The organism is Shewanella sp. BC20 (genome assembly GCF_003129585.1).
GTDB classification, from domain to species: domain Bacteria; phylum Pseudomonadota; class Gammaproteobacteria; order Enterobacterales; family Shewanellaceae; genus Shewanella; species Shewanella seohaensis.
On sequence record NZ_NHRI01000002.1, the window covers coordinates 182,720 to 203,032 of the forward strand.

Annotated in this window: 13 protein-coding genes; 6 read left to right on the forward strand and 7 right to left on the reverse strand. The window is 48.6% G+C overall.

Annotated features, from left to right (window positions below; genetic code table 11):
• The first annotated feature begins 15 nt into the window (after nt 1–15).
• The gene (locus tag CBX96_RS03315) at nt 16–1,179 is read left to right on the forward strand and encodes a DcaP family trimeric outer membrane transporter (RefSeq protein WP_089067565.1); all 1,164 of its coding nucleotides are present in this window, start codon (nt 16–18) and stop codon (nt 1,177–1,179) included.
• Nucleotides 1,180–1,237: 58 nt separating this feature from the next.
• On the opposite strand, the gene CBX96_RS03320 is transcribed toward CBX96_RS03315, so the two are convergent.
• The 3 genes from CBX96_RS03320 to acs form a co-directional block, all read right to left on the reverse strand.
• Nucleotides 1,238–1,498, reverse strand: a complete 261-nt coding sequence (locus CBX96_RS03320) for a GrxA family glutaredoxin (protein WP_011072684.1) — start codon at nt 1,496–1,498, stop codon at nt 1,238–1,240.
• A gap of 60 nt (nt 1,499–1,558) precedes the next feature.
• Nucleotides 1,559–3,331: a DEAD/DEAH box helicase gene (locus CBX96_RS03325; protein ID WP_109285680.1), complete on the reverse strand. Its 1,773-nt coding sequence runs from the start codon at nt 3,329–3,331 to the stop codon at nt 1,559–1,561.
• Nucleotides 3,332–3,557: 226 nt separating this feature from the next.
• Nucleotides 3,558–5,510 (reverse strand): acetate--CoA ligase, encoded by a 1,953-nt coding sequence (acs, locus tag CBX96_RS03330; protein WP_086902146.1) that lies wholly within the window; start codon nt 5,508–5,510, stop codon nt 3,558–3,560.
• A gap of 176 nt (nt 5,511–5,686) precedes the next feature.
• On the opposite strand from acs, the gene CBX96_RS03335 reads away from it, so the two are divergent.
• Nucleotides 5,687–9,127, forward strand: a complete 3,441-nt coding sequence (locus CBX96_RS03335) for a NahK/ErcS family hybrid sensor histidine kinase/response regulator (protein ID WP_109285681.1) — start codon at nt 5,687–5,689, stop codon at nt 9,125–9,127.
• A gap of 49 nt (nt 9,128–9,176) precedes the next feature.
• On the opposite strand, the gene CBX96_RS03340 is transcribed toward CBX96_RS03335, so the two are convergent.
• Nucleotides 9,177–10,778: a methyl-accepting chemotaxis protein gene (locus CBX96_RS03340; protein ID WP_109285682.1), complete on the reverse strand. Its 1,602-nt coding sequence runs from the start codon at nt 10,776–10,778 to the stop codon at nt 9,177–9,179.
• 270 nt (nt 10,779–11,048) lie between these two features.
• Nucleotides 11,049–12,407 (reverse strand): adenosylmethionine--8-amino-7-oxononanoate transaminase, encoded by a 1,359-nt coding sequence (bioA, locus tag CBX96_RS03345; RefSeq protein WP_109285683.1) that lies wholly within the window; start codon nt 12,405–12,407, stop codon nt 11,049–11,051.
• A 122-nt stretch (nt 12,408–12,529) separates the two neighbouring features.
• On the opposite strand from bioA, the gene bioB reads away from it, so the two are divergent.
• From bioB to bioD, 4 genes are all read left to right on the forward strand, one after another.
• Nucleotides 12,530–13,582: a biotin synthase BioB gene (bioB, locus tag CBX96_RS03350; protein ID WP_023267877.1), complete on the forward strand. Its 1,053-nt coding sequence runs from the start codon at nt 12,530–12,532 to the stop codon at nt 13,580–13,582.
• A 220-nt stretch (nt 13,583–13,802) separates the two neighbouring features.
• Complete coding sequence (locus tag CBX96_RS03355; RefSeq protein ID WP_109285684.1) at nt 13,803–15,023, forward strand: 8-amino-7-oxononanoate synthase; 1,221 nt, start codon at nt 13,803–13,805, stop codon at nt 15,021–15,023.
• A 202-nt stretch (nt 15,024–15,225) separates the two neighbouring features.
• Nucleotides 15,226–16,092 carry a malonyl-ACP O-methyltransferase BioC gene (gene bioC, locus CBX96_RS03360; protein WP_109285685.1) on the forward strand — a complete coding sequence of 289 codons (867 nt, stop codon included), beginning with the start codon at nt 15,226–15,228 and terminating at the stop codon, nt 16,090–16,092.
• Between the two features lie 53 nt (nt 16,093–16,145).
• Nucleotides 16,146–16,841 carry a dethiobiotin synthase gene (bioD, locus tag CBX96_RS03365; protein WP_109285686.1) on the forward strand — a complete coding sequence of 232 codons (696 nt, stop codon included), beginning with the start codon at nt 16,146–16,148 and terminating at the stop codon, nt 16,839–16,841.
• An 82-nt stretch (nt 16,842–16,923) separates the two neighbouring features.
• Here the strand turns inward: bioD and CBX96_RS03370 are convergent, their stop codons facing one another.
• On the reverse strand, nt 16,924–17,892 hold the full coding sequence (locus CBX96_RS03370) for a DUF3187 family protein (protein WP_109285687.1): 969 nt from the start codon (nt 17,890–17,892) through the stop codon (nt 16,924–16,926).
• A 675-nt stretch (nt 17,893–18,567) separates the two neighbouring features.
• Entirely contained in the window at nt 18,568–20,151 is a 1,584-nt protein-coding gene (locus CBX96_RS03375) for a glucan biosynthesis protein G (RefSeq protein WP_109285688.1), read from the reverse strand.
• Nucleotides 20,152–20,313 lie beyond the last annotated feature (162 nt).

Here is a 20,313-nt window from a genome sequence, read left to right on the forward strand (position 1 = left end):
CTGGGGAAACATAAAATGAAACAAGCAAAACTTAGCTTGCTTTACTCTGCAACCTTATTGGCATTTATGGGCTCTGCCAATGCGGCTTCTTTAAAAAATACTGACGTTGAATTTGGTGGCTATATCAAGGCTGACGTAATGTTCAGCGATTATGGCAATGGGGCACCAGATTCGGGGGATTTATCCCGTCAGTTTTATGTACCGGGTACCATTTACGGTAAAGAAGGCAATGGTAACCAAGTGGTGGATTTCCAAGCCCGTGAGACGCGATTCAATTTCAAAGCGGCAACGGATCTTGATGGTCATAGCTTATCGGGCTTTATTGAGCTGGATTTTATGACCCACACAGATGGCAATGAGCGGGTGTCTAACAGCTATTCACCACGTATCCGCCATGCCTATGTGTCCTATGATAATTGGACCGTAGGTCAAACCTGGACCACATTCCAAAACCCTGCTGCCTTGCCTGAAAACCTCGACTTTGTGGGTGCTGCAGATGGTACGCCCTTTGTGCGACAATCGTTACTGCGTTATACCCATGGTAATTTCCAATTTGCGATAGAAAACCCTGAAACAACGGTAACACCGAACCAAGGTGGTGCACGTATCACCAGTGGTAACGGTGTCGTGCCTGATGTGGTGGCTCGATACAATCTCAAGACGGACGGCGGCGCCTCATTCTCGTTTGCGGGTATCGCCCGTCAACTCAATTTAGAAACCAAAATCGGTGCGACTCAAATCGATAGTTCGAGCTTCGGCTACGGCGCCAGTGTGGCGGGGATTATTCCCATTGGGAAAGATGATCTGCGCTTTACCGCAACCTATGGTGACGGTTTAGGGCGTTATATGGCGCTTAACTATATTAATGCCGGCGTGTTAGATGCGAGCGGTGATATTGAATCCATTCGTACCTTCGGCGGCTTTGTGTCTTACCGTCATTGGTGGAACGAACAGTGGCGCACCAGTGTGACATTCTCAGGCATGCAAGCAGATAATGATGTGGCCTTAACGGGCACAGGGGTGAATAAGGATGCTTATTCTGGCTATATCAACCTATTGTATTCCCCTAGCAAACCACTGACCTTTGGGGTGGAATATATGTATGCCCAGAATAGTAAAGAGAATGGTGATGATGGTGATTTAAGCCGGATCATCTTCTCGGCGAAGTATGTGCTCTAAGGTTTTATAGAGATAAATAAAAAGGAGACCTCAGGTCTCCTTTTACATCACATTAGGATTAACCTAACAGATTGTTATCGCGAACATATTGTTCGAAATCGGTGCAACCACCTACGTGTTTTTCATCAACGAAAATCTGTGGCACAGTTTCGACTGGCTTGCCGACAGTCTTCTCGAGATCCGCTTTAGAAATCCCTTCGGCGTGGATATCCACGTATCTAAATTTAAAGTCATCACGTTTTTCAACGAGTTGCTCTGACAGTTGTACTGCTCGCACGCAATAAGGACAGCCAGGACGGCCAAAAATAACAACGTACATAATAGCTCCTTAGGATTACTTTAAGCGTTTTATACCATAGCGCTAACCGAATTGATAATGTCAGATGTGTTTATTTTCAGTTTGATAGCGCCCTTGGTAATCGAAATAGCTTTCGAGCAGATCCCAGCCTTTTTTGTGCTTTTTCAGTAATAACAGATCTGGCATCCGAAAGGCGGCACTATCGGCAATCAGCTCAGACACTTTTTTGTATTGCTTAGGTTTAATGCCTGGCGTGCGACTATGGGGGAAAATAAACAGCGCATACAAGGCACGCCATTGGGCGGGCGTTTGCAGCTTAAAGTGCCGATTAAACTCATTTCCGTCAATGTCTAGATATTGCACCTTAAGATCGCCCGCATCATCCATTAACGTCATATGCTGGCAGCGGAACAGATGATGGTGTTGCTTATTCAATACTTGCTTAAGGCGTTTATCGGGATCGATTAAGGTCGACTGGCAATGCTGGCAAATACGCGCTGCTATGTCGTTCTCTTGTCCGCAATCGGGACAGGATTTAGATCTAAATCGAAAGTCACATTGCTGCTTTTGTCCATGATGCTCGACTATGCCCTGACAGCGACGGCCAAAGTGTTCGATAATATCGCCATCATCGTCGGTTAATCCCCAAAAGATATTGGCAAACTGGCAGACAGGGCAGTGCAATTGTACCGGAACCGACTTGCTATTGGGCTTAGCTTGGCCGACTTCTGGAAAATACAAATCATAGCCATTGGCAGCGTAATCAATCACTAAACAATCTTTTTTACCTTCACAGATCCTAAGACCGCGGCCAATCATTTGCTGAAACAAACTCACCGATGCGGTGGGGCGTAAAATCGCAATCAAATCCACATGGGGCGCATCGAATCCGGTGGTCAATACCGCGACGTTGACGAGGAACTTAAGCTCCCTCGCTTTAAAGCGTTCGATAAGTTCATCACGTTCATTATCTGGCGTTTGCGCCGTGACGATTGCCGTTTGCTCGCTGTGCTGCTTGTTGAGCTGGCTGACAATCTCTTCTGCATGGCGCACTGTCGCCGCGAAAATAATGATCCCTTGGCGGTGGTGACTCAGTTCAATTAGTTGCTTCACAATCGCCGTTGTCGCTCGTCCGGCGTGGTTCAGCAGCGCATTGACTTGGGCCTCGGGATATTCGCCATTGTCATTGGGCTTGATTTGGCTGAAGTCATATTGGGCACTTAAACCATCAAACAAGGTGGGCGCAGTTAAATAGCCTTGTTTAATCAGCGGACGGATGGGGAGCTCGAAAATACACTGCTCGAAGATCCCAAGTTCAGGCGAGCCGACTTTGCCGTGGTAGTGGCGTTTGTAAATCCAACCTGTCCCGAGCCGATAGGGAGTGGCCGTGAGGCCTAATAATTTGAGCTTGGGATTACGCTCTTGTAAATGACTTAAGAGCTGCTGATATTGGCTGGTTTTTTCGAGGCTGACTCTGTGGCACTCATCGATAATCACCAGCGAGAAGGGCTCATCGAATTGAGTTAAGGCGCGCGCGGCGGATTGGATACTGGCCACGACGGTTTTGCCGTCAGTCGATTTTTGATTTAACCCAGCGGAGTAAATGCTGGCCTCAGTCGTCAGTAATCCGACCTTTTGCGCGTTTTGGGCAACCAGTTCCTTCACATGGGTTAAAACCAGCACTCGTCCTCTGGCGATGCGGGCCAGCTCGGCAATAACGATACTTTTTCCGGCACCCGTTGGCAGGACTAACACGGCTGAATCGGTGCTTTTTTTAAAATGCGCGATGGCGGCATCGACGGCTTGTTGCTGATAATCCCTGAGGGTAACGCTTGGGCTGGAATTAACTGACACGCTGCTAGATATTCTTGGTCGACTGAGTTTGGCGCCAAGCTTAACACAGAACCAAAAAAATGCCCCTTGGTTGGAGGGGCAACTAAGAGAAAGGGGCAATCAGGCACTTTCTCAACAGGGTTTGCTTCATTTAAAAGAACCAGTACTCGACGGAGTCTGGTTCAAACGTACAGGAGCTAAAGCAGCGCTTAACCGTGATAAATCACGATTAAGCGCGGGATAACGATTACTCGTTACGATTCAAGCGAGTTTCAATCAAGGTCTCAATCACGGCTGGATCGGCCAGTGTTGATGCATCACCTAAGTTGGTCACTTCGTTCGCGGCAATCTTACGCAGGAAGCGGCGCATGATTTTGCCAGAACGGGTCTTAGGTAACCCTGTTGCCCACTGGATAAGATCCGGTGTGGCTAGGGCACCAATTTCTTTGCGAACCCATTGGCGCAGCTCTTGGCGAAGTTCTTCACTCTCTTCTGTTCCGCGGGTTAAGGTCACATAGGCGTAAATACCTTGGCCTTTAATATCATGGGGATAGCCCACAACAGCGGCTTCAGCGACCAGTTCGTGTGATACCAGTGCACTTTCTACTTCAGCTGTACCTAATCTGTGGCCGGAGACGTTAATCACATCGTCCACACGGCCGGTGATCCAGTAGTAACCGTCTTCATCGCGGCGCGCGCCGTCACCGGTAAAGTACATGCCACGGAAGGTTTTGAAGTAGGTCAGTACGAAGCGTTCATGGTCGCCATATACGGTACGCATTTGACCTGGCCATGAGTCGAGCAGCACTAAGTTACCTTCGGTTGCACCTTCTAAAATGTTACCCATGTTGTCCACGAGCGCCGGTTGTACCCCAAAGAAAGGGCGAGTTGCCGAGCCGGGTTTGGTATCGGTTGCGCCGGGTAATGGCGTAATTAAGATGCCGCCGGTTTCGGTTTGCCACCAAGTATCGACAATCGGGCAATGTTCATGGCCGATGACCTCGTGGTACCAGCGCCAAGCTTCAGGGTTGATAGGTTCACCCACTGAGCCCATGATGCGTAGCGAGCTGCCATCATACTTGTCAAAATGCTGTTTACCTTCGGCCATCAGTGCACGGATAAGTGTCGGTGCGGTATAGAGAATATTCACCTTGTGACGGTCAATCATCTCGCCTAAACGTGCAGGGCTTGGGTAATTAGGGATCCCTTCGTGGATAAGCACGGTCGCACCGTTCGCGAGTGGGCCGTACACCATGTAGGAATGACCCGTGATCCAACCCACGTCGGCGGTACACCAGTAAATCTCACCGGGTTTGTAGTCGAACACATACTCGTGGGTCATAGAGGCATACACCATATAACCGCCTGTGGTGTGCAATACGCCCTTGGGATTACCAGTTGAGCCTGAGGTATAAAGTAAGAAGAGCGGATCTTCGGCGCCCATTTCTTCAATGGCGCAGTGCTCGGATGCGGTTTCAACCAGAGAGTGCCACCACACATCGCGGCCTTCTACCCAATCAACCTTGCCGCCAGTACGTTTAAGTACAATTACCTTCTCAACGCTGGTGACATCGGGATGCTTGAGCGCATCGTCGATGTTGCGCTTGAGTGGAATCGCACGGCCACCACGCATACCTTCATCGGCGGTGATAACCACTTTAGATTTACCGTCGATGACCCGTGAAGCGATAGAATCGGGTGAGAAACCACCAAAGACCACCGAGTGTACGGCACCGATGCGAGCACAGGCGAGCATGGCCACTGCCGCTTCTGGCACCATTGGCATATAAATGGTCACAATATCGCCACGACGCACGCCTTGGCTGCGTAGGGCGTTGGCAAACTTACACACTTGAGTGTGCAGCTCACCGTAGGTGATTTTACGTTGTTCGCTGGCGTTATCGCCTTCCCAAATGATGGCAACGCGGTCGCTGTGTTCTGCTAGATGGCGATCTAAGCAGTTGGCTGAGGCGTTTAGGGTGCCGTCGTAGAACCAGTTAATCGATAAGTTATGATCGTCAAAAGTGGTTTTTTTGATTTTAGTGTATGGCTTTATCCAATCGATCCGTTTGCCGTGCTCTCTCCAGAAACCCTCTGGATTGACAATCGACTCTTGGTACATTTTTTTATATTGATCGTTATTTACAAGTGCATTGGCAGCGATATTGCCGGAGACTTTGTAGAGAGACTGCGAGCTCATAGGGCTTCCCTTTCTAAAAATTGCGTAGTCTGAGTATGGTATGCAAGGGGCGGGCAACTCCATTAGACCTTGGTCTAGTTTTAAAATTTCCTTTATATTTAGGCTGTTGCACTCGAAAATCTGGCTAGATTTCAGCCATTATTTATCGCACAATAATGGAAAAAAAGAGCAAAAATATGAATCTAACCTTAGTCGTCGCCGTTATTGCTATTTGTTATGTCTCACTTTTATTCCTTTTAGCCTGGGGCGCGGAGCGTTGGTTTAGCGGCGTGACCAAGAAGCTGCAGGTCGGCATTTATGGCTTAAGTCTGGCGGTTTATTGTTCTTCCTGGAGCTTTTTAGGCACGGTAGGGCAGTCGGCTAATGATTTTTGGTCCTTCATCCCGATTTTTATCGGTCCTATTATTATTTTCACCTTAGGTTTTGGCATGCTGCGCAAGATGGTGCTCGTGTCCAAGGCGCAAAATATTACCTCGGTCGCCGACTTTATCGCCGCCCGTTACGGTAAGTCACAAACCTTAGCGGCCATTGTTACCCTCATCGCGCTATTTGGCATCATGCCCTACATTGCCCTGCAACTTAAGGCGATGGTGTTTAGCCTTAACTTGTTTCAGCCAGCAGACGATCCTTTAAACGGCATTACTATTCCTTTACTTATCACAGCGTTGCTGGCGATTTTTGCCATTTTATTTGGAACGCGTAAGCTCGACGCCACCGAGCATAACCCCGGCATGATGCTGGCGATTGCCTTTGAATCGTTAGTCAAACTGGCGGCGTTTTTGCTGGTGGGGATTGTGATTAGCTTTGGCGTGTTTGACGGTTTTGGTGATATCTGGCAGCAGGCGAGCGAAAAAGCATTAATTAATTACCCAAATCCTCGAATCGAAGCCTTAATGCCTGAGCTGCTCGTCGGCATGGCGGCATTTTTATGTATGCCGCGGCAATTCCACGTGATGGTGGTGGAGTGCGCCGATGAGTCGGTGTTGTCCAAGGGGCGCTGGTTATTCCCGCTGTATTTGGCCTTATTTGGCTTATTCGTTGGGCCACTGGCTTTGGCGGGTAAAGTCATCCTCGGGGATAGCGTTGCCGCCGATACTTATGTGATCAATTTACCGCTTGCCTTAGATCATCCACTGCTCGCCGTCATTGCGCTGTTAGGCACTTTATCTGCAGCAACTGGCATGGTGATTGTGGCGGTAGTGACGATAAGCGTGATGGTGAGTAACGAGTGGCTGGTGCCAGTGATGCTGCGCACGGGCAATATCCGTGAGAAAAACTTTAGCCAGTTTTCACAGATGCTGTTAAATGCGCGCCGCCTTGCCATCGTCATCATCCTTGGTTTGGGTTATGGCAGTTATCTGGCGCTCGCCGACAGTGACTCGCTATCGCACCTTGGGATGTTATCCTTCGGGGCGTTTGCCCAGCTTGCTCCCGCGCTGGTGGGTGGGCTCTATTGGAAACACGGTAATCGCGCCGGGGTGTTTTTAGGCTTGAGTGTGGGTTTTGGCCTGTGGTTTTACATCATGCTAAGTGGCATGAACGATGGCCAAAATGTGGCGACATTATTGTCGAGTAATATCGATCTGTTAGATGCCATTACCCCCAATGTGCGCGATGCCCTCACAGCCTTGTTCGCCAATATTGCCTGCTACATCTTAGGCTCTATTTGGTTTAGGGCGGGGGTGGCCGAGCGTATTCAGGCTAGCGCCTTTGTCAGCCCGGGTAAGCTTAAAAATAATGCCAATAAGAAAAATGGTCCCATCTCTCAGCAGGATTTGCTGATCTTAGCCAGCCGCTTTGTTAGCCCAACCCGCGCCTATGAAAGCTTTAGCCGATTCTCCACCGAGGCGGTCAAGAGTGATAGCTGGCACAAGGCTGCGACACCTGAGCTTATCGCCCACACCGAACGTTTACTCGCCGGTGTGCTTGGCGCTTCCAGTGCCTCCTTGGTGATGGACTCGGTGTTACAGGGGCGCGACTTGGCCTTGGATGAAGTCTTTAGCCTAGTGGATGAAGCCTCATCCAAAATTATGCTCAGCCAAGATATGCTGCGCGGGGCTATCGAGCATGCCTATGAAGGGATGAGCGTTATCGACAGCGACCTCAACTTGGTGGCATGGAACTACAAATACGTCGAGCTGTATCAATATCCTGAAGGATTTTTACAGCAAGGCATGCCGATTGGCGAAGTGATCCGCTTTAACGCGGCGCGGGGATATTGCGGCGAGGGGGATATTGAGTTGCAGGTCGAAAAACGCGTGCAGCATATGCGTAATGGCACACCGCATACCTCAGAGCGGCAACGCAAAGACGGCAAAGTCATTAAAATTCAAGGCAATCCTATGCCCGATGGTGGCTTTGTAATGACCTTTACCGACATTACTCAGTATCGCGAGCAGGAGCGGGCTTTGCTTGAGGCTAATGAAACCCTCGAATCACGCGTTAAAGAGCGAACCTACGAGTTAGCCATGCTAAACAGTGAGTTGCTTGAGGCCAAGGCGCAGGAAGAAATGGCGAACGCTTCTAAGAGTCGCTTCTTAGCGGCGGTAGGGCACGACTTAATGCAACCTCTGAATGCGGCGAGATTGTTTACCGCGTCTTTGTCCCAGTATCCTAATTTGGACCGCGAGGCGCGCACCACCTTATCCCATGTGAATAGCTCGCTCAAAACCGCTGGCGAGTTACTTACTGACTTATTGGATATTTCGAAGCTGGATTCCGGCATGGTGGAAGTCAATCGCCGCGATTTTGCCATATCCGAGCTGCTCAATGGTCTGTCAGTCGAATTTGAGGCGATGGCGGCGGACAATCAAATTCGCTTTCAGATGATCCCCTGTAGCGCGACGGTTAACTCCGATCCTTCGCTACTGCGGCGCGTGCTGCAAAACTTCTTAACCAATGCTTACCGTTATGCCCGTGGTGGACGGGTGCTGTTTGGCTGTCGCCATCGTGGCAGTGAGTTAGAGATCCAAGTATTGGACACGGGCTGCGGGATTGATGAGCACGAAACCCGCGAAATTTTCAAAGAGTTTAAGCGCTTAAATAATCCACGTAGTAAAAGCGTCAGCGGCCTCGGCCTAGGGCTGGCGATTGCCGATAGGATCAGCCGGGTGCTGAATCACGGGATCCAAGTGTCGTCGCAATTGGGACGAGGCTCAGTGTTTTCTATCTGCGTGCCCCTAGGAGAAACCGTGCGTCAGCCGCAGGTGAAGGCATTGCCATCCTTATTGCAACCTTTGTCAGGGATTAAAGTCCTGTGTATCGACAATGAAGAAGCCATTTTAGCGGGGCTTGAGAGTCTACTCAGCCGCTGGCAGTGCGAGGTGATATGTGCCAAAGACTTGTCCGATGCGCGAATAAAATTAGGCCTAAAAGGGGTTGCGCCGGACATAGTGTTAGCGGATTTCCACTTGGACGATGGCCAAAACGGCGTCGATGCGATGGACGGGATCCGCGCGCTCTATGGCAAAGAGTTACCGGGGATTTTAATCACCGCCAATACCCGTAAAGAGTTGGTGGAGGATGTGCAGCGCCGGGGTTATCACTATATGGCGAAAATGATTAAACCGGCGGCGCTGCGGGCCTTGATTTCGAGCCTAGTCAAGGCGAGTCGTTAAATAATAGGCCAGCATAAGGATGTTGGCCTGTTAATGAATTGCATCGAACTTAGAGCTTAAACGCCGCCAGTTTGGTATTGAGATTAAGCGATAACTCAGCGAGGCTTTCGCTTTCTTGAGCAAGATAAGTAGCTGATTCAGACACTTCAAGCGCCGAACTATTAATCCCGCAGACGTTACGGTTCATTTCTTCTGCCACTGCACTTTGCTCTTCGGCCGCGGTTGCGATTTGGGTTGCCATATCGCTTACATGTTTAATATGAGCCACGATAAGCGATAAGTCATTTCCCGCTTTTGCGGACTGGCCAACGCTTTTTTCGGCAAGATTACGGCTGGTATCCATCGCATTAGCGGCACTGACTGCGCGTTGTTGGAGTAGCGAAATCGTATTTTGGATTTCTTCTGTGGATTGCCTCGTTCTGCTGGCTAATTGCCGCACTTCGTCGGCCACTACAGCAAACCCTCGACCTTGCTCACCAGCACGAGCTGCTTCAATGGCGGCGTTTAATGCCAATAAATTGGTTTGATCCGAAATGGCGCTGATCACCGCCGTCACTTCACTGATCTGCATCACTTCTTCTTTTAATTTGTTCACTTGCTGCGTGGCTTGTTCCACTTCTTTGGCAAGCGCATGGATACCATCGACACTGGCGTGCACGTCCTTATCGCCAAGTCCGGCCTCCCATGTGGCTTCTTTGGTATCTTTAGCGGTACTTTCGGCATTATTGGCCACATCGGCAATGGTGGCACTCATCTCATTCATTGCCGTCGCTAATTGGGCGAGTTGGTCCCGCTGATTGTTTACCGCTTGATTGGTTTCTTCGGCGGTTGATGCGATGCGTGAAGCCGCTTGGGCGACATTTTCCGCTCCCGCACTGGCCTCTGTTAGCGCTGCGCGGATAGCTGCCATACTTTGGTTAATATTGTGGGCCAAACTCCCAAGCTCGTCTTTACCCTCCACACTTAAACGAGTCGTGAGATCCCCTTTGGAAATAGTCTTCATTGCCTTATTGACTTGATCTAAGGGCCGAGTGATGGAATGACTGATAACATATCCCAGCAATGCCATGATTATAATCAATCCCAATGTGGTGCTTCCCATCAGCAAATATTCATGCCAAATCGTATTTTCGATGTCCTGCAGCAACATACCAGAGCCGATAATCCAGCCCCAAGGTTTAAATCCCACGACTAAGGACATTTTTTGCGCTTTCTTACCTGAGTTGGTTACCCATGGATATTGGAGCATTCCCTGCTGACCATCACGACCGAGTTTGACCATATCAAACCAGTATTGCTCGCTGCCGTTATTACCCATTTGTTGGCCAACGAGTTCTTGTTTGATGGGATGCACTACAACATGGCGAGATTCATCAATCACAAACAGGTAATTGTCGCCATCGAAGCGCATATTGTTGAGCATGTCTTTCGCAGCTTGTTGGGCTTGTTCAGTAGGTAAGGTTTGCTCTAAAGATTGAATTCGACTGAGGGCGAGACTAAGCACTGCGTTTAGCCGGGCTTCGCGCTCTGTGACTAAATTATGCTTTAAGGTAGTGACTGAAAGCGTTAGTAGAATTAACGCCCCGATGAGAGCTGTAATGACTTGCAGAATCAGTTTTCGACTCACAGAGATATCAGCGAGTTTGAACATATAATCTCCTTATTTTATCGCGCACCCTAGGCTGTTCCTCAGTTCAGGTATTTATCTATGCTAATGGGAATATTTTGTTTGTTTAAGCGATATAAGCATTGCCATCTTTGACAAAATTTCCAGTTAACATATTAAAAAATGTCTTAAATAAAAAGATCTTAATTAAGAATTTAATTAAATGATGTGAGGCGGTGATGGGCGGGAAAGAGTCTATTGATGTTCACAATCAAGGCATCGCAGTGGCTTTCACCACTACGATGCCGAGATTCGCTAGCCGTGGCTGATGGTGATGTCTTGGCTTGCGGATAACTCATCTAGGTTATGCTTGGGCGGTGTGATGGTGGCCGCCACTTGCTTCATCGCTTGGGTGAGTTTGGTCAGCTGAGCCGAACTTATCACATAGGGCGGCATAATATAAATCAGGTTGGCAAAGGGTCTAACCCATACGCCTAAGTCGACAAATTGCTGCTGCAGCTCGGCGGTATTGACCGCTTGGTGCATTTCGAGCACACCCACCGCGCCGAGCACGCGCACCTCTTTCACGCTGGGAATATCGATGGCATCGGCAAGCTCGCGCTGCATTTGCTGCTCGATGGCGGCAACCTGTGCAGGCCACTCCTGCTGATTGATTAAATCTAAGCTTGCGCAGGCGGCGGCGCAGGCGAGGGGATTGCCCATAAATGTGGGGCCATGCATAAAGACACCGGCGGGTGATTGACTAATGCCTTGTGCGACGTTATCCGTGCATAAGGTGGCGGCAAGGCTGATATAACCCCCCGTTAAGGCTTTGCCTAGGCAGAGAATGTCGGGCGTGATGTCGGCATGTTCATAAGCAAATAACTTACCGGTTCGGCCAAAACCCGTGGCAATTTCATCGAGAATAAGCAACACATTATATTCATCACACAGGGTACGTAGGCCACGTAAATACTCGCTGCTGTAGAATCGCATTCCCCCAGCGCCCTGCATAATCGGCTCGATAATTACGGCGGCAATGTCTTGATGTTGCTCGCGTAAAATGCGCTGCATTGGCGCTAAATCATCTTGGCGTAATGGCTCACCGAAGGGTGTTTGCGGCGCGTCGACAAAACACTGTTTCGTGACGGCCTCGCCAAACATGATATGCATGCCACCTTCGGGATCGCAGACACTCATGGCGGCAAAAGTATCGCCATGGTAACCCTTCTTCACCGTAAGAATGCGCTGTTTTTGGGCCTTTTGCGCTAAAGGTAAATCTTGCCCTTGCCAATATTGCAGCGCCATTTTGATGGCGACTTCTACGGCAATTGAGCCTGAGTCGCAGAGAAAGACTTTAGTGAGGGGCTCGCAGGTCATCGCCAGCAGTTTTTTGCAGAGTGTAATGGCGGGCTCATGGGTAATGCCGCCAAACATCACATGGCTGAGTTGGTGCAGCTGCCGCTCCATCGCCGTTAATATCGCCGGGTGTCCGTAGCCATGTACGCAGGCCCACCAGGAGCTGGTGCCATCGATAAGCTTACGGCCATCGACCAATTCCAGCTCGCAGCCTTGGGCACTGTGTACCCCAAAAACAGGAAGTGCGCGGGTCATGGAGGTATAAGGATGCCAAATATGGGCGCTATCAAAATCAAAATCGAGTAAATTGCGCATAAAAGCTCACAGCGTTGATTTAAAATTAATCAGTGGTAAACCTGTATCACTGGTTGGCGTTGACAGTTTAAGGGCTGAGGTTATCCTAGCCAAGGTAAAATACAAAAATAAAAGGGTGTTCAATGTCGCAGTTGCAAGTTCGTCATGATTGGAAGCGGGAAGAAATCGAAGCCTTATTTGCGCTGCCGATGAATGACTTATTATTTAAAGCACACAGTATCCACCGTGAAGTGTACGATCCTAACGAAGTGCAGATCAGCCGATTACTGTCGATCAAAACCGGTGCTTGTCCTGAGGATTGTAAATATTGTCCGCAGAGTGCGCGTTATGACACTGGCCTTGAAAAAGAGCGCTTATTGGCGATGGAAACCGTATTGACCGAAGCACGCAGTGCTAAAGCCGCGGGCGCTTCGCGTTTCTGTATGGGCGCCGCTTGGCGTAACCCGAAAGATAAAGACATGCCATACCTCAAGCAAATGGTGCAAGAGGTGAAAGCCCTCGGTATGGAAACCTGTATGACCTTAGGTATGTTAAGTGCCGAGCAAGCCAATGAGCTGGCCGATGCGGGCCTTGACTACTACAACCACAATTTAGATACCTCGCCTGAATACTACGGCGATGTGATCACCACCCGCACCTATCAAAACCGTTTAGATACCTTAAGCCACGTGCGCGCATCGGGCATGAAAGTTTGCTCTGGCGGTATTGTTGGCATGGGCGAAAAGGCCACCGACCGAGCGGGTCTATTGCAACAACTGGCGAATTTGCCTCAGCATCCGGATTCTGTGCCCATTAACATGTTGGTCAAAGTGGCGGGCACCCCCTTCGAAAAACTTGATGATTTAGATCCGCTGGAGTTTGTCCGTACCATCGCCGTGGCGCGTATTTTAATGCCTAAGTCCCGTGTGCGTTTATCGGCGGGCCGTGAAAACATGACTGACGAGTTGCAGGCTATGTGTTTCTTTGCGGGCGCGAACTCGATTTTCTACGGCTGCAAGCTGTTGACAACACCAAACCCTGAAGAAAGTGATGATATGGGCCTGTTCCGCCGTCTGGGCTTACGCCCTGAGCAGGGCGCAGTAGCGACTATCGATGATGAACAAGCGGTATTAGCCAAAGCCGCGGCTCACCAAGATAAAGCCTCGGCACAGTTTTATGATGCGGCGGCGCTGTAACTAAGGCTTATCTCCTCAGTAAAACTCGTTTTTTGGACTTGCGCTTCGTTAAGTGCTGAAGCGCAGGCCCCAAAGAATGATGCCGGCGGTGAGATTCAGCGAGCATTTGAGCCGTCGTTATGCCAGAGACTAAGCGAAAAACCAGTCAAGACGCCGAGTAAGCCAGCAAAGTAAAATGCACAGCAAGAAAAATTGAGCAAGACAAGTTGAGTAAGAAAAAATGAATTCATCACTCACCTCAAAACTGGGTTCAAAAATCCTCGCCCGTCAGCAGGCGTTAGCCGAGCAAGGTTTGCTTAGGCAGCGTCAGGCGCTGTCGAGCGCGGCAGCACTCAGTAAGGATGGCCCTCAGTTTGGCTTAGCGGAGCAGCACTATCTTAACTTCAGCAGTAATGATTACTTAGGCCTATCCCGTGCTCCCGCATTGGTCGAGGCGCTGCACCTTGGCGCTAAGCAATATGGCGTGGGTAGCGGCGCATCACCACTGGTGACGGGCTACAGCGAGGCGCATTTGGCGCTAGAAACTAAGCTGTGCCAGATTACCGGATTTGAGGCGGCGCTACTCTTTAGCTCAGGGTTCAGCGCTAATACCACCTTGTGTAAAACCTTGTTCGATAAACAGGATGTGGTACTGGCCGATAAACTGGTCCATGCATCGATTATCGATGGATTGCGCGACAGTGGCGCGGATTTTAAGCGCTTTTTACATAATTCCATCGAAAGTGCCGAGCGTTTATTAGAAAAGAACGCTGTATCTGCCCTTATCACTGAGAGTGTGTTCAGCATGGATGGCGATATCGCGCCGATTGCGGCGTTATCCGCACTTTGCCGGGCACATAATGCTTGGTTAATTGTCGATGATGCCCATGGTTTTGGCGTGGTGGATGCAGTGAGTGTTCAAGTTGAGTCGACTCCAGCTTCCAACCTTATCGATATCCAGATAGTGACCTTTGGTAAGGCGTTAGGCTGTCAGGGCGCGGCGATCCTCGGGAGTCGGCAGTTGATTGAATTTCTAGTCAGCAATGCGCGGGAATATATCTATTCCACTGCCTTGTCGCCCGCCAATGCGGCCCTTGCCTTGGCCGCAGTTGAATACGCTGAGGCCCATCCTGAGCTTAAGCAAAAATTGCAGAGCAATATCTTATTGTTCAAGCAGTTGTGCCAAGATGCTGACATTCCACTCCTAGGTAGCGACACCGCGATTCAACCTTTGATTATTGGTGATGCGGCTCAAACCTTGCTGGTGGCGGAAAAGCTAAAGGCATTAGGTATTTGGGTCGGCGCCATTCGTCCACCCACAGTGCCCGTTGGCTCGGCAAGATTGCGCATCACCTTAAGCGCATCCCATAGCGAGGCGGCAATACGGCGCTGCGTCAATGGGATTGCCACTGTGCTGGCCGAGTGTGTATTGCCGAGGATTTCTGAGCGGCCTGAACGGTAAGCCGTGTTTGATTCAGAATATCCGGTGAATGGCAGGGCACTTCAATGCTCGTGTACTGAGAGCTTGAAGATAAGAGCTTGAAGATAAGAGCTTGAAGATAAGAGCTTGAAGATAAGAGCTTGAAGATAAAAGTCTGAAAGTAAGAGCTTGAACGTAAAAGCTTATAAGTAAAAGTTTGATGTTAAAGTGAGAATAATCTGTGATGTCTATGCCGCTTGGCGTGAGTGTTAATTCCCATCAATCTGCCAGTCAGGTCGAGCATATTGCCGAAAGGTTTTCTGCTGCGGCTAAGCACTATCAAGAGCATAACTGTTTACAGCGTTTAAGCGGCGCGAGTTTGTTGCAGGGATTTGCTGCCAAGGGCGCAATTCTTGATATTGGCGCAGGGCCGGGGACCGATTTCGCTAACCGAGCAATGGGTGAGGAGATGAGGGTTTATGCCCTCGATATCGCCCAGGGGATGCTACAACAACTTCAAGCGACTTTCCCGAGCTACCTATGCGTGTGCGGTAATGCCGAGCAATTACCCTTTGCAGATGGCAGTATCGATAGTATTTACTCCAATTTAGCCCTGCAGTGGTGCCAGGATTTTCCGGCTGCGACCAGTGAAATGGCTAGAGTCTTAAAATCCGGTGGAGAAGCGCATCTGAGTATCGTGGCTGAAGGCAGTCTGGCTCAGTTATCCCATCTTGGTTTGAGGGTGAACGGTTTTCTCTCCCTTGAAAGCTTAAAAGCGGCCTTTGATACCTCTGATTGGCAGTTGTTTGATGTCCAACTTGTGCCAATGACCGTCTATTTTCACGACCTTAAAACCTTGCTCTATTCCATTAAAGGTGTGGGCGCATCGGTACAATCCTTTGCCCAATCATCTATAGAGCCATCAATGTCAGCAGAGCAGGGGAGCGATATATCAGTATCTGGCTCCCACTCCCACTTAGGCAAATTGCGTGGCCGTCGCGATTGGCAGGCTTTACAGCAACGTGCAGAGCAGTTTCGTGAAACACAAGGCCTGCCTTTAACTTATCAAATTGCCCAATTTCGTGTACGTCGCCAAGGCGGCTCGGTATAAGACGCTAGGCCATGACTTAGCGGATTATTGGTACAGCTTTACAAGGAAAAATCATGTTTTTCGTAACAGGAACAGATACCGACAGCGGTAAAACCTTAGTGTCGACGGCGCTTTTAACCGCATTCAATCGTGAAGCTGCTCGTACAGGCGCTGCACACTTAAGTCTTGGGGTAAAACCTGTGGCCTCGGGTTGTGAAATCACAGAGCTGGGTTTACGTAATAGTGATGCGTTGAAACTGATGTCGGCCTCATCTTTAAAGCTTAGCTATGACCAGGTCAACCCAGTGAGTTTTGAGCCTGCCATCGCACCGCATATAGCGGCAAAACAGCTGGGGATTAACATATCGCCAGAGGCGATTTTGGCAAAACTCGACAGACAAGCCTTTGAACAGGCTGATTTTTGCTTGATAGAAGGTGCGGGCGGCTGGCGATTACCCTTAGGGGACGGACGTTATTTATCGGAATTAGTGCAGCAGCTTAATTTACCGGTGATCTTGGTCGTGGGGATGAAACTTGGCTGCCTAAATCATGCGTTATTAACTCAAGAGGCGATAATAGCCGATGGTTTAACCGTAGCGGGTTGGGTGGCAAACTGTGTCGATCCCAATATGAGCGTGTTCGATGAAAACTTAGCATCGCTCAAAGAGATGATGACAGCGCCATTCCTTGGCTGTATTCCTCATCTTACACAAGCGGATGCGGAACATGCCGCCAACTTTATCGATATCCAGCCCTTATTGCTGAAATAAGCTTATTCAAATAATAAGTTTGATATAAAAACAGAGGCTATATCGCCTCTGTTTTTGTTAGCATAGCTTTAAAATATTGTGATTATAATTTAACGCGATACCCAATATTAAAGGCGATGTCGGTGCTGTTATCCATATTGAAATAATTTTCAACGATGGCGAACTCTATTGCACTATTGTCTAAGTAATAGCGGTAGCCGAGTAATATCTCATTTGAGGCTTTTGAAAAATCATTTTCGGTTTCGAGTAACCCTTGGTAATGATGCAGTTCAATTAACCAGCCATGGCGCCCCGTAATATATTCATAGCCTAAATTAACGGTATAAGCATGATTATCGTAGTGGATCCCGGACAGCACTTCATTCCCCTGCCTAAAACTGACGGCGGCAGTGGAGTGAAAATAATGATTAGCATAGCGGAAACTGTAATTAAGCTGCAGTGCTTGTTCAAAGGCCTCATTTTCAAAGGGGCCAGTGTCGACATAGTTATAATATAAACTGCCGCCAAGAGATAAGCCGTGGTGTGAGTTCTCAAATAATTGATAGCCAAGATAAAGCGTTATCGCATTATTTAAGGTTTCCCCCGAAATGTTTTGCTGATTAATTCCATCCTTGGAGAAGATTTGATTCTGATGTTTAGCGGCATCTTCGCGGCCATTTTGGCTAAATCCAAATGCATCATGGAACCACATAGTCACTGAGTCTAAGTGATTATCACCACTAAAGCGCCAGTGATAGCTTGTGTCTAACAGCCATTTATCGTTGATTTGCCAAGAGAGCCCGCCTTCGAGGGTGTTATGGTAATAATCGGCAAAGTAATCATCGGTTTCAGCCCAGACGCTGGCGGCACTGGCGGAGAGGTGTAACTCTTTTTGTCCTTCGGGTAAGGAGAATCCCGAGCGTAACATTGGGGTCAAACTGCCCGCTTGGGTCGGAGATTGCGCATAGCTGCGTAGTGGGCCGTAATCGTGATAATCGACAGTGTTAGCAAAGGCATTAGGCACCAGCAGCAACGAAAGCGCGAGTGTTGGTTTTAGAGGTAACAATGGCATAGCGTAAATATCCACCCACTTTATTAAAAATAGAGTCGGTTCGATGGTTGATGAAACTGAATATTGCGAGCAAAGAAAGTGCGCACGCAATAGAAATTAAAATGTTAATTATTGTGGCGAAATTAACATTTTAATTTCATTTAGAGCAGTGTGTAGCAAAGTAATACGATCGCAAGCCAAATAACACGCCCCAGCATGGGGAGTGAATACAGGGCGAGTAATACACTCATAATTAACAATATTGTTGTTGGCTTACGCAAATATGCAGCCGTTAATATGGGTAACTTCATTTTATCTCTGACATATTCATGATGCGAAATATAACAAAAACTGAATATGGTGAGCGCAATAGATAGATATCTTATAAAAACGTGATTTGTGCAAGTATTCAGTTGCTTTGAGGGGCTAATATAACGCCGTAGGATTGGGGAGTAAATCTTATGAGCCGTGAAATAGGATTCAAAAACTGGAACTGAAAATCCCTATTTTTGTTAGATAAAAATAATCCTATTTATTCCGCAAAATACTGTGATAAGTCAGCGGAAATATTAAACCGCTTAACTGTAAGGTTATTAACTGAGTATTGCAATATCAATTTTCCCCATAAAAAACGCCGGACTTCCGGCGTTTTTTATGGTGTTAAGTAAAGCGATAATCGAGTGTTAGCTTATTAGCCTAGGGCCAATCATCACTGTTCCAGCGATACAACCAAGTAGCGGCAAGGGGCTTTTCATCTTTACGCAGTTGAATTCTGAGCTCTGCCACATTGGTGCTTTCAGGTTCAAAGGTCACGAAAACGCGAGCACCATTGATATCGGGATGAGCCACTATGCGGGAAGACAGAATTTTGCCTTTGCTGATACTGGCATCAATGGCAATTTTTTCAATCTCTTGCGGCTTGATATTGCTGTAATCGATCAGCAACTCTTTACCTTTCGCTTGTTTTTGTCCCTTAGAGCTGCGAACCACTCGAGCCTTAGTGTTGGCACTAGGGCTATCGTTAGACGCCGTGATGCGATAGGAATAGCGATAGGGCTCGCCTTGCTTTAAGCCGCCCTGAGGCTCCCAGTAGGTGACGATATTGTCGTTGGTTTCGGCGCTCGATGGGATTTCCAGCAGCACTAACTGGCCTTTACCCCAATCGTTTAGCGGTTCAATCCAAGCGGAAGGACGTTGCTGATAGTTTGCGCTCAGATCTTCATAGTAATCGAAGTTACGATGACGTTGGATTAAGCCAAAACCTTTGATGTCCTCGTCGCCAAAGGCGCTGATCTGCAATTTATTTGGGTTATTAAGTGGGCGCCATAAGCGCTCGCCATTTCCGCGATCGATTTGTAATCCTTCGGAGTTATGTACCGCAGGACGATAGTCTGGCTTATCTGAAGTATCTAACCCGCCATAGAGGAACATCGAGGTCAGCGGTGCGAGGCCCACATGGGCGATGTCTCTGCGTGGGAATAGCGTGACATCCACTTCGACCCGCGTTGGCGCGCCAGGGTAAATACCAAAGCGGTAGGCCCCAGTAACGCTCTGACTGTCTAACAGCGCATGCACCACAATGGCGGTTTGATACTTAGAGGGGCGCTCTACCCAAAAACGCTTGAATAATGGATATTCTTCACCTTTGGGCTGGGCCACATCGATAGCCAGCCCACGGTTAGATAAGCCATAAATTTGTCCTTTAGACAGCGCTCTAAAATAGCTCGCGCCTTGGAACATGATGAACTCGTCTTTTACCTCATCGTCATTGATAGGGTAGTGCAGACGCACGCCCGCATATTGGCCAACCTGAGTGAGTAATTTTTCAATGGCGCCATTAGGGACACTAAAGGAATACTCAGTTAGCTCGATGGGCAAGGCTTGGCTGTTTTCAACTACATCGATATCCACGAGGTTTTTGTATAAAAAACCGGGGGCAAAGAGTTGTACCGAAAACTTAGTGGGAGTGCCGCCCCAAATCGCGGCGTTTTCTTGATAATTAATTTTGCCGTAGGTGGCGTAATCAAGATCAATGAGCTCTTTGGGGGCTTTTCTTGCTTCTTTAAACGGTTTTTGTGCCAGTTGCTGAGCCAGTTCAATGACAGTGTCATGGGAGAAGGCCTTGGCTTTTTTCTCTGGGGTCGAGTCGGCACCATAGGCAGGGATTAAACTGCTGATGCCCACCATACAAGCGAGTAAAGAACCGAGAAAAAACCGCGGTTGGCTCGTTTTTCGCTGTGTGATAGGGGCTAAATGATTGATTGTTGAATGCAGTCGCAAAATAGGAACTCCTCACTTCAATGGGCTAAGGTGCAAGATTGGCACCCGTAACGTGCCCAAAACTCCCGATTTATAAATCACTTAGAATGCATTAGTTCGGGAAGTGCTTAGGGGTGGATAAAAATTTAATCTTGTTAATCAAAGTGTTCGACAACGAAATTA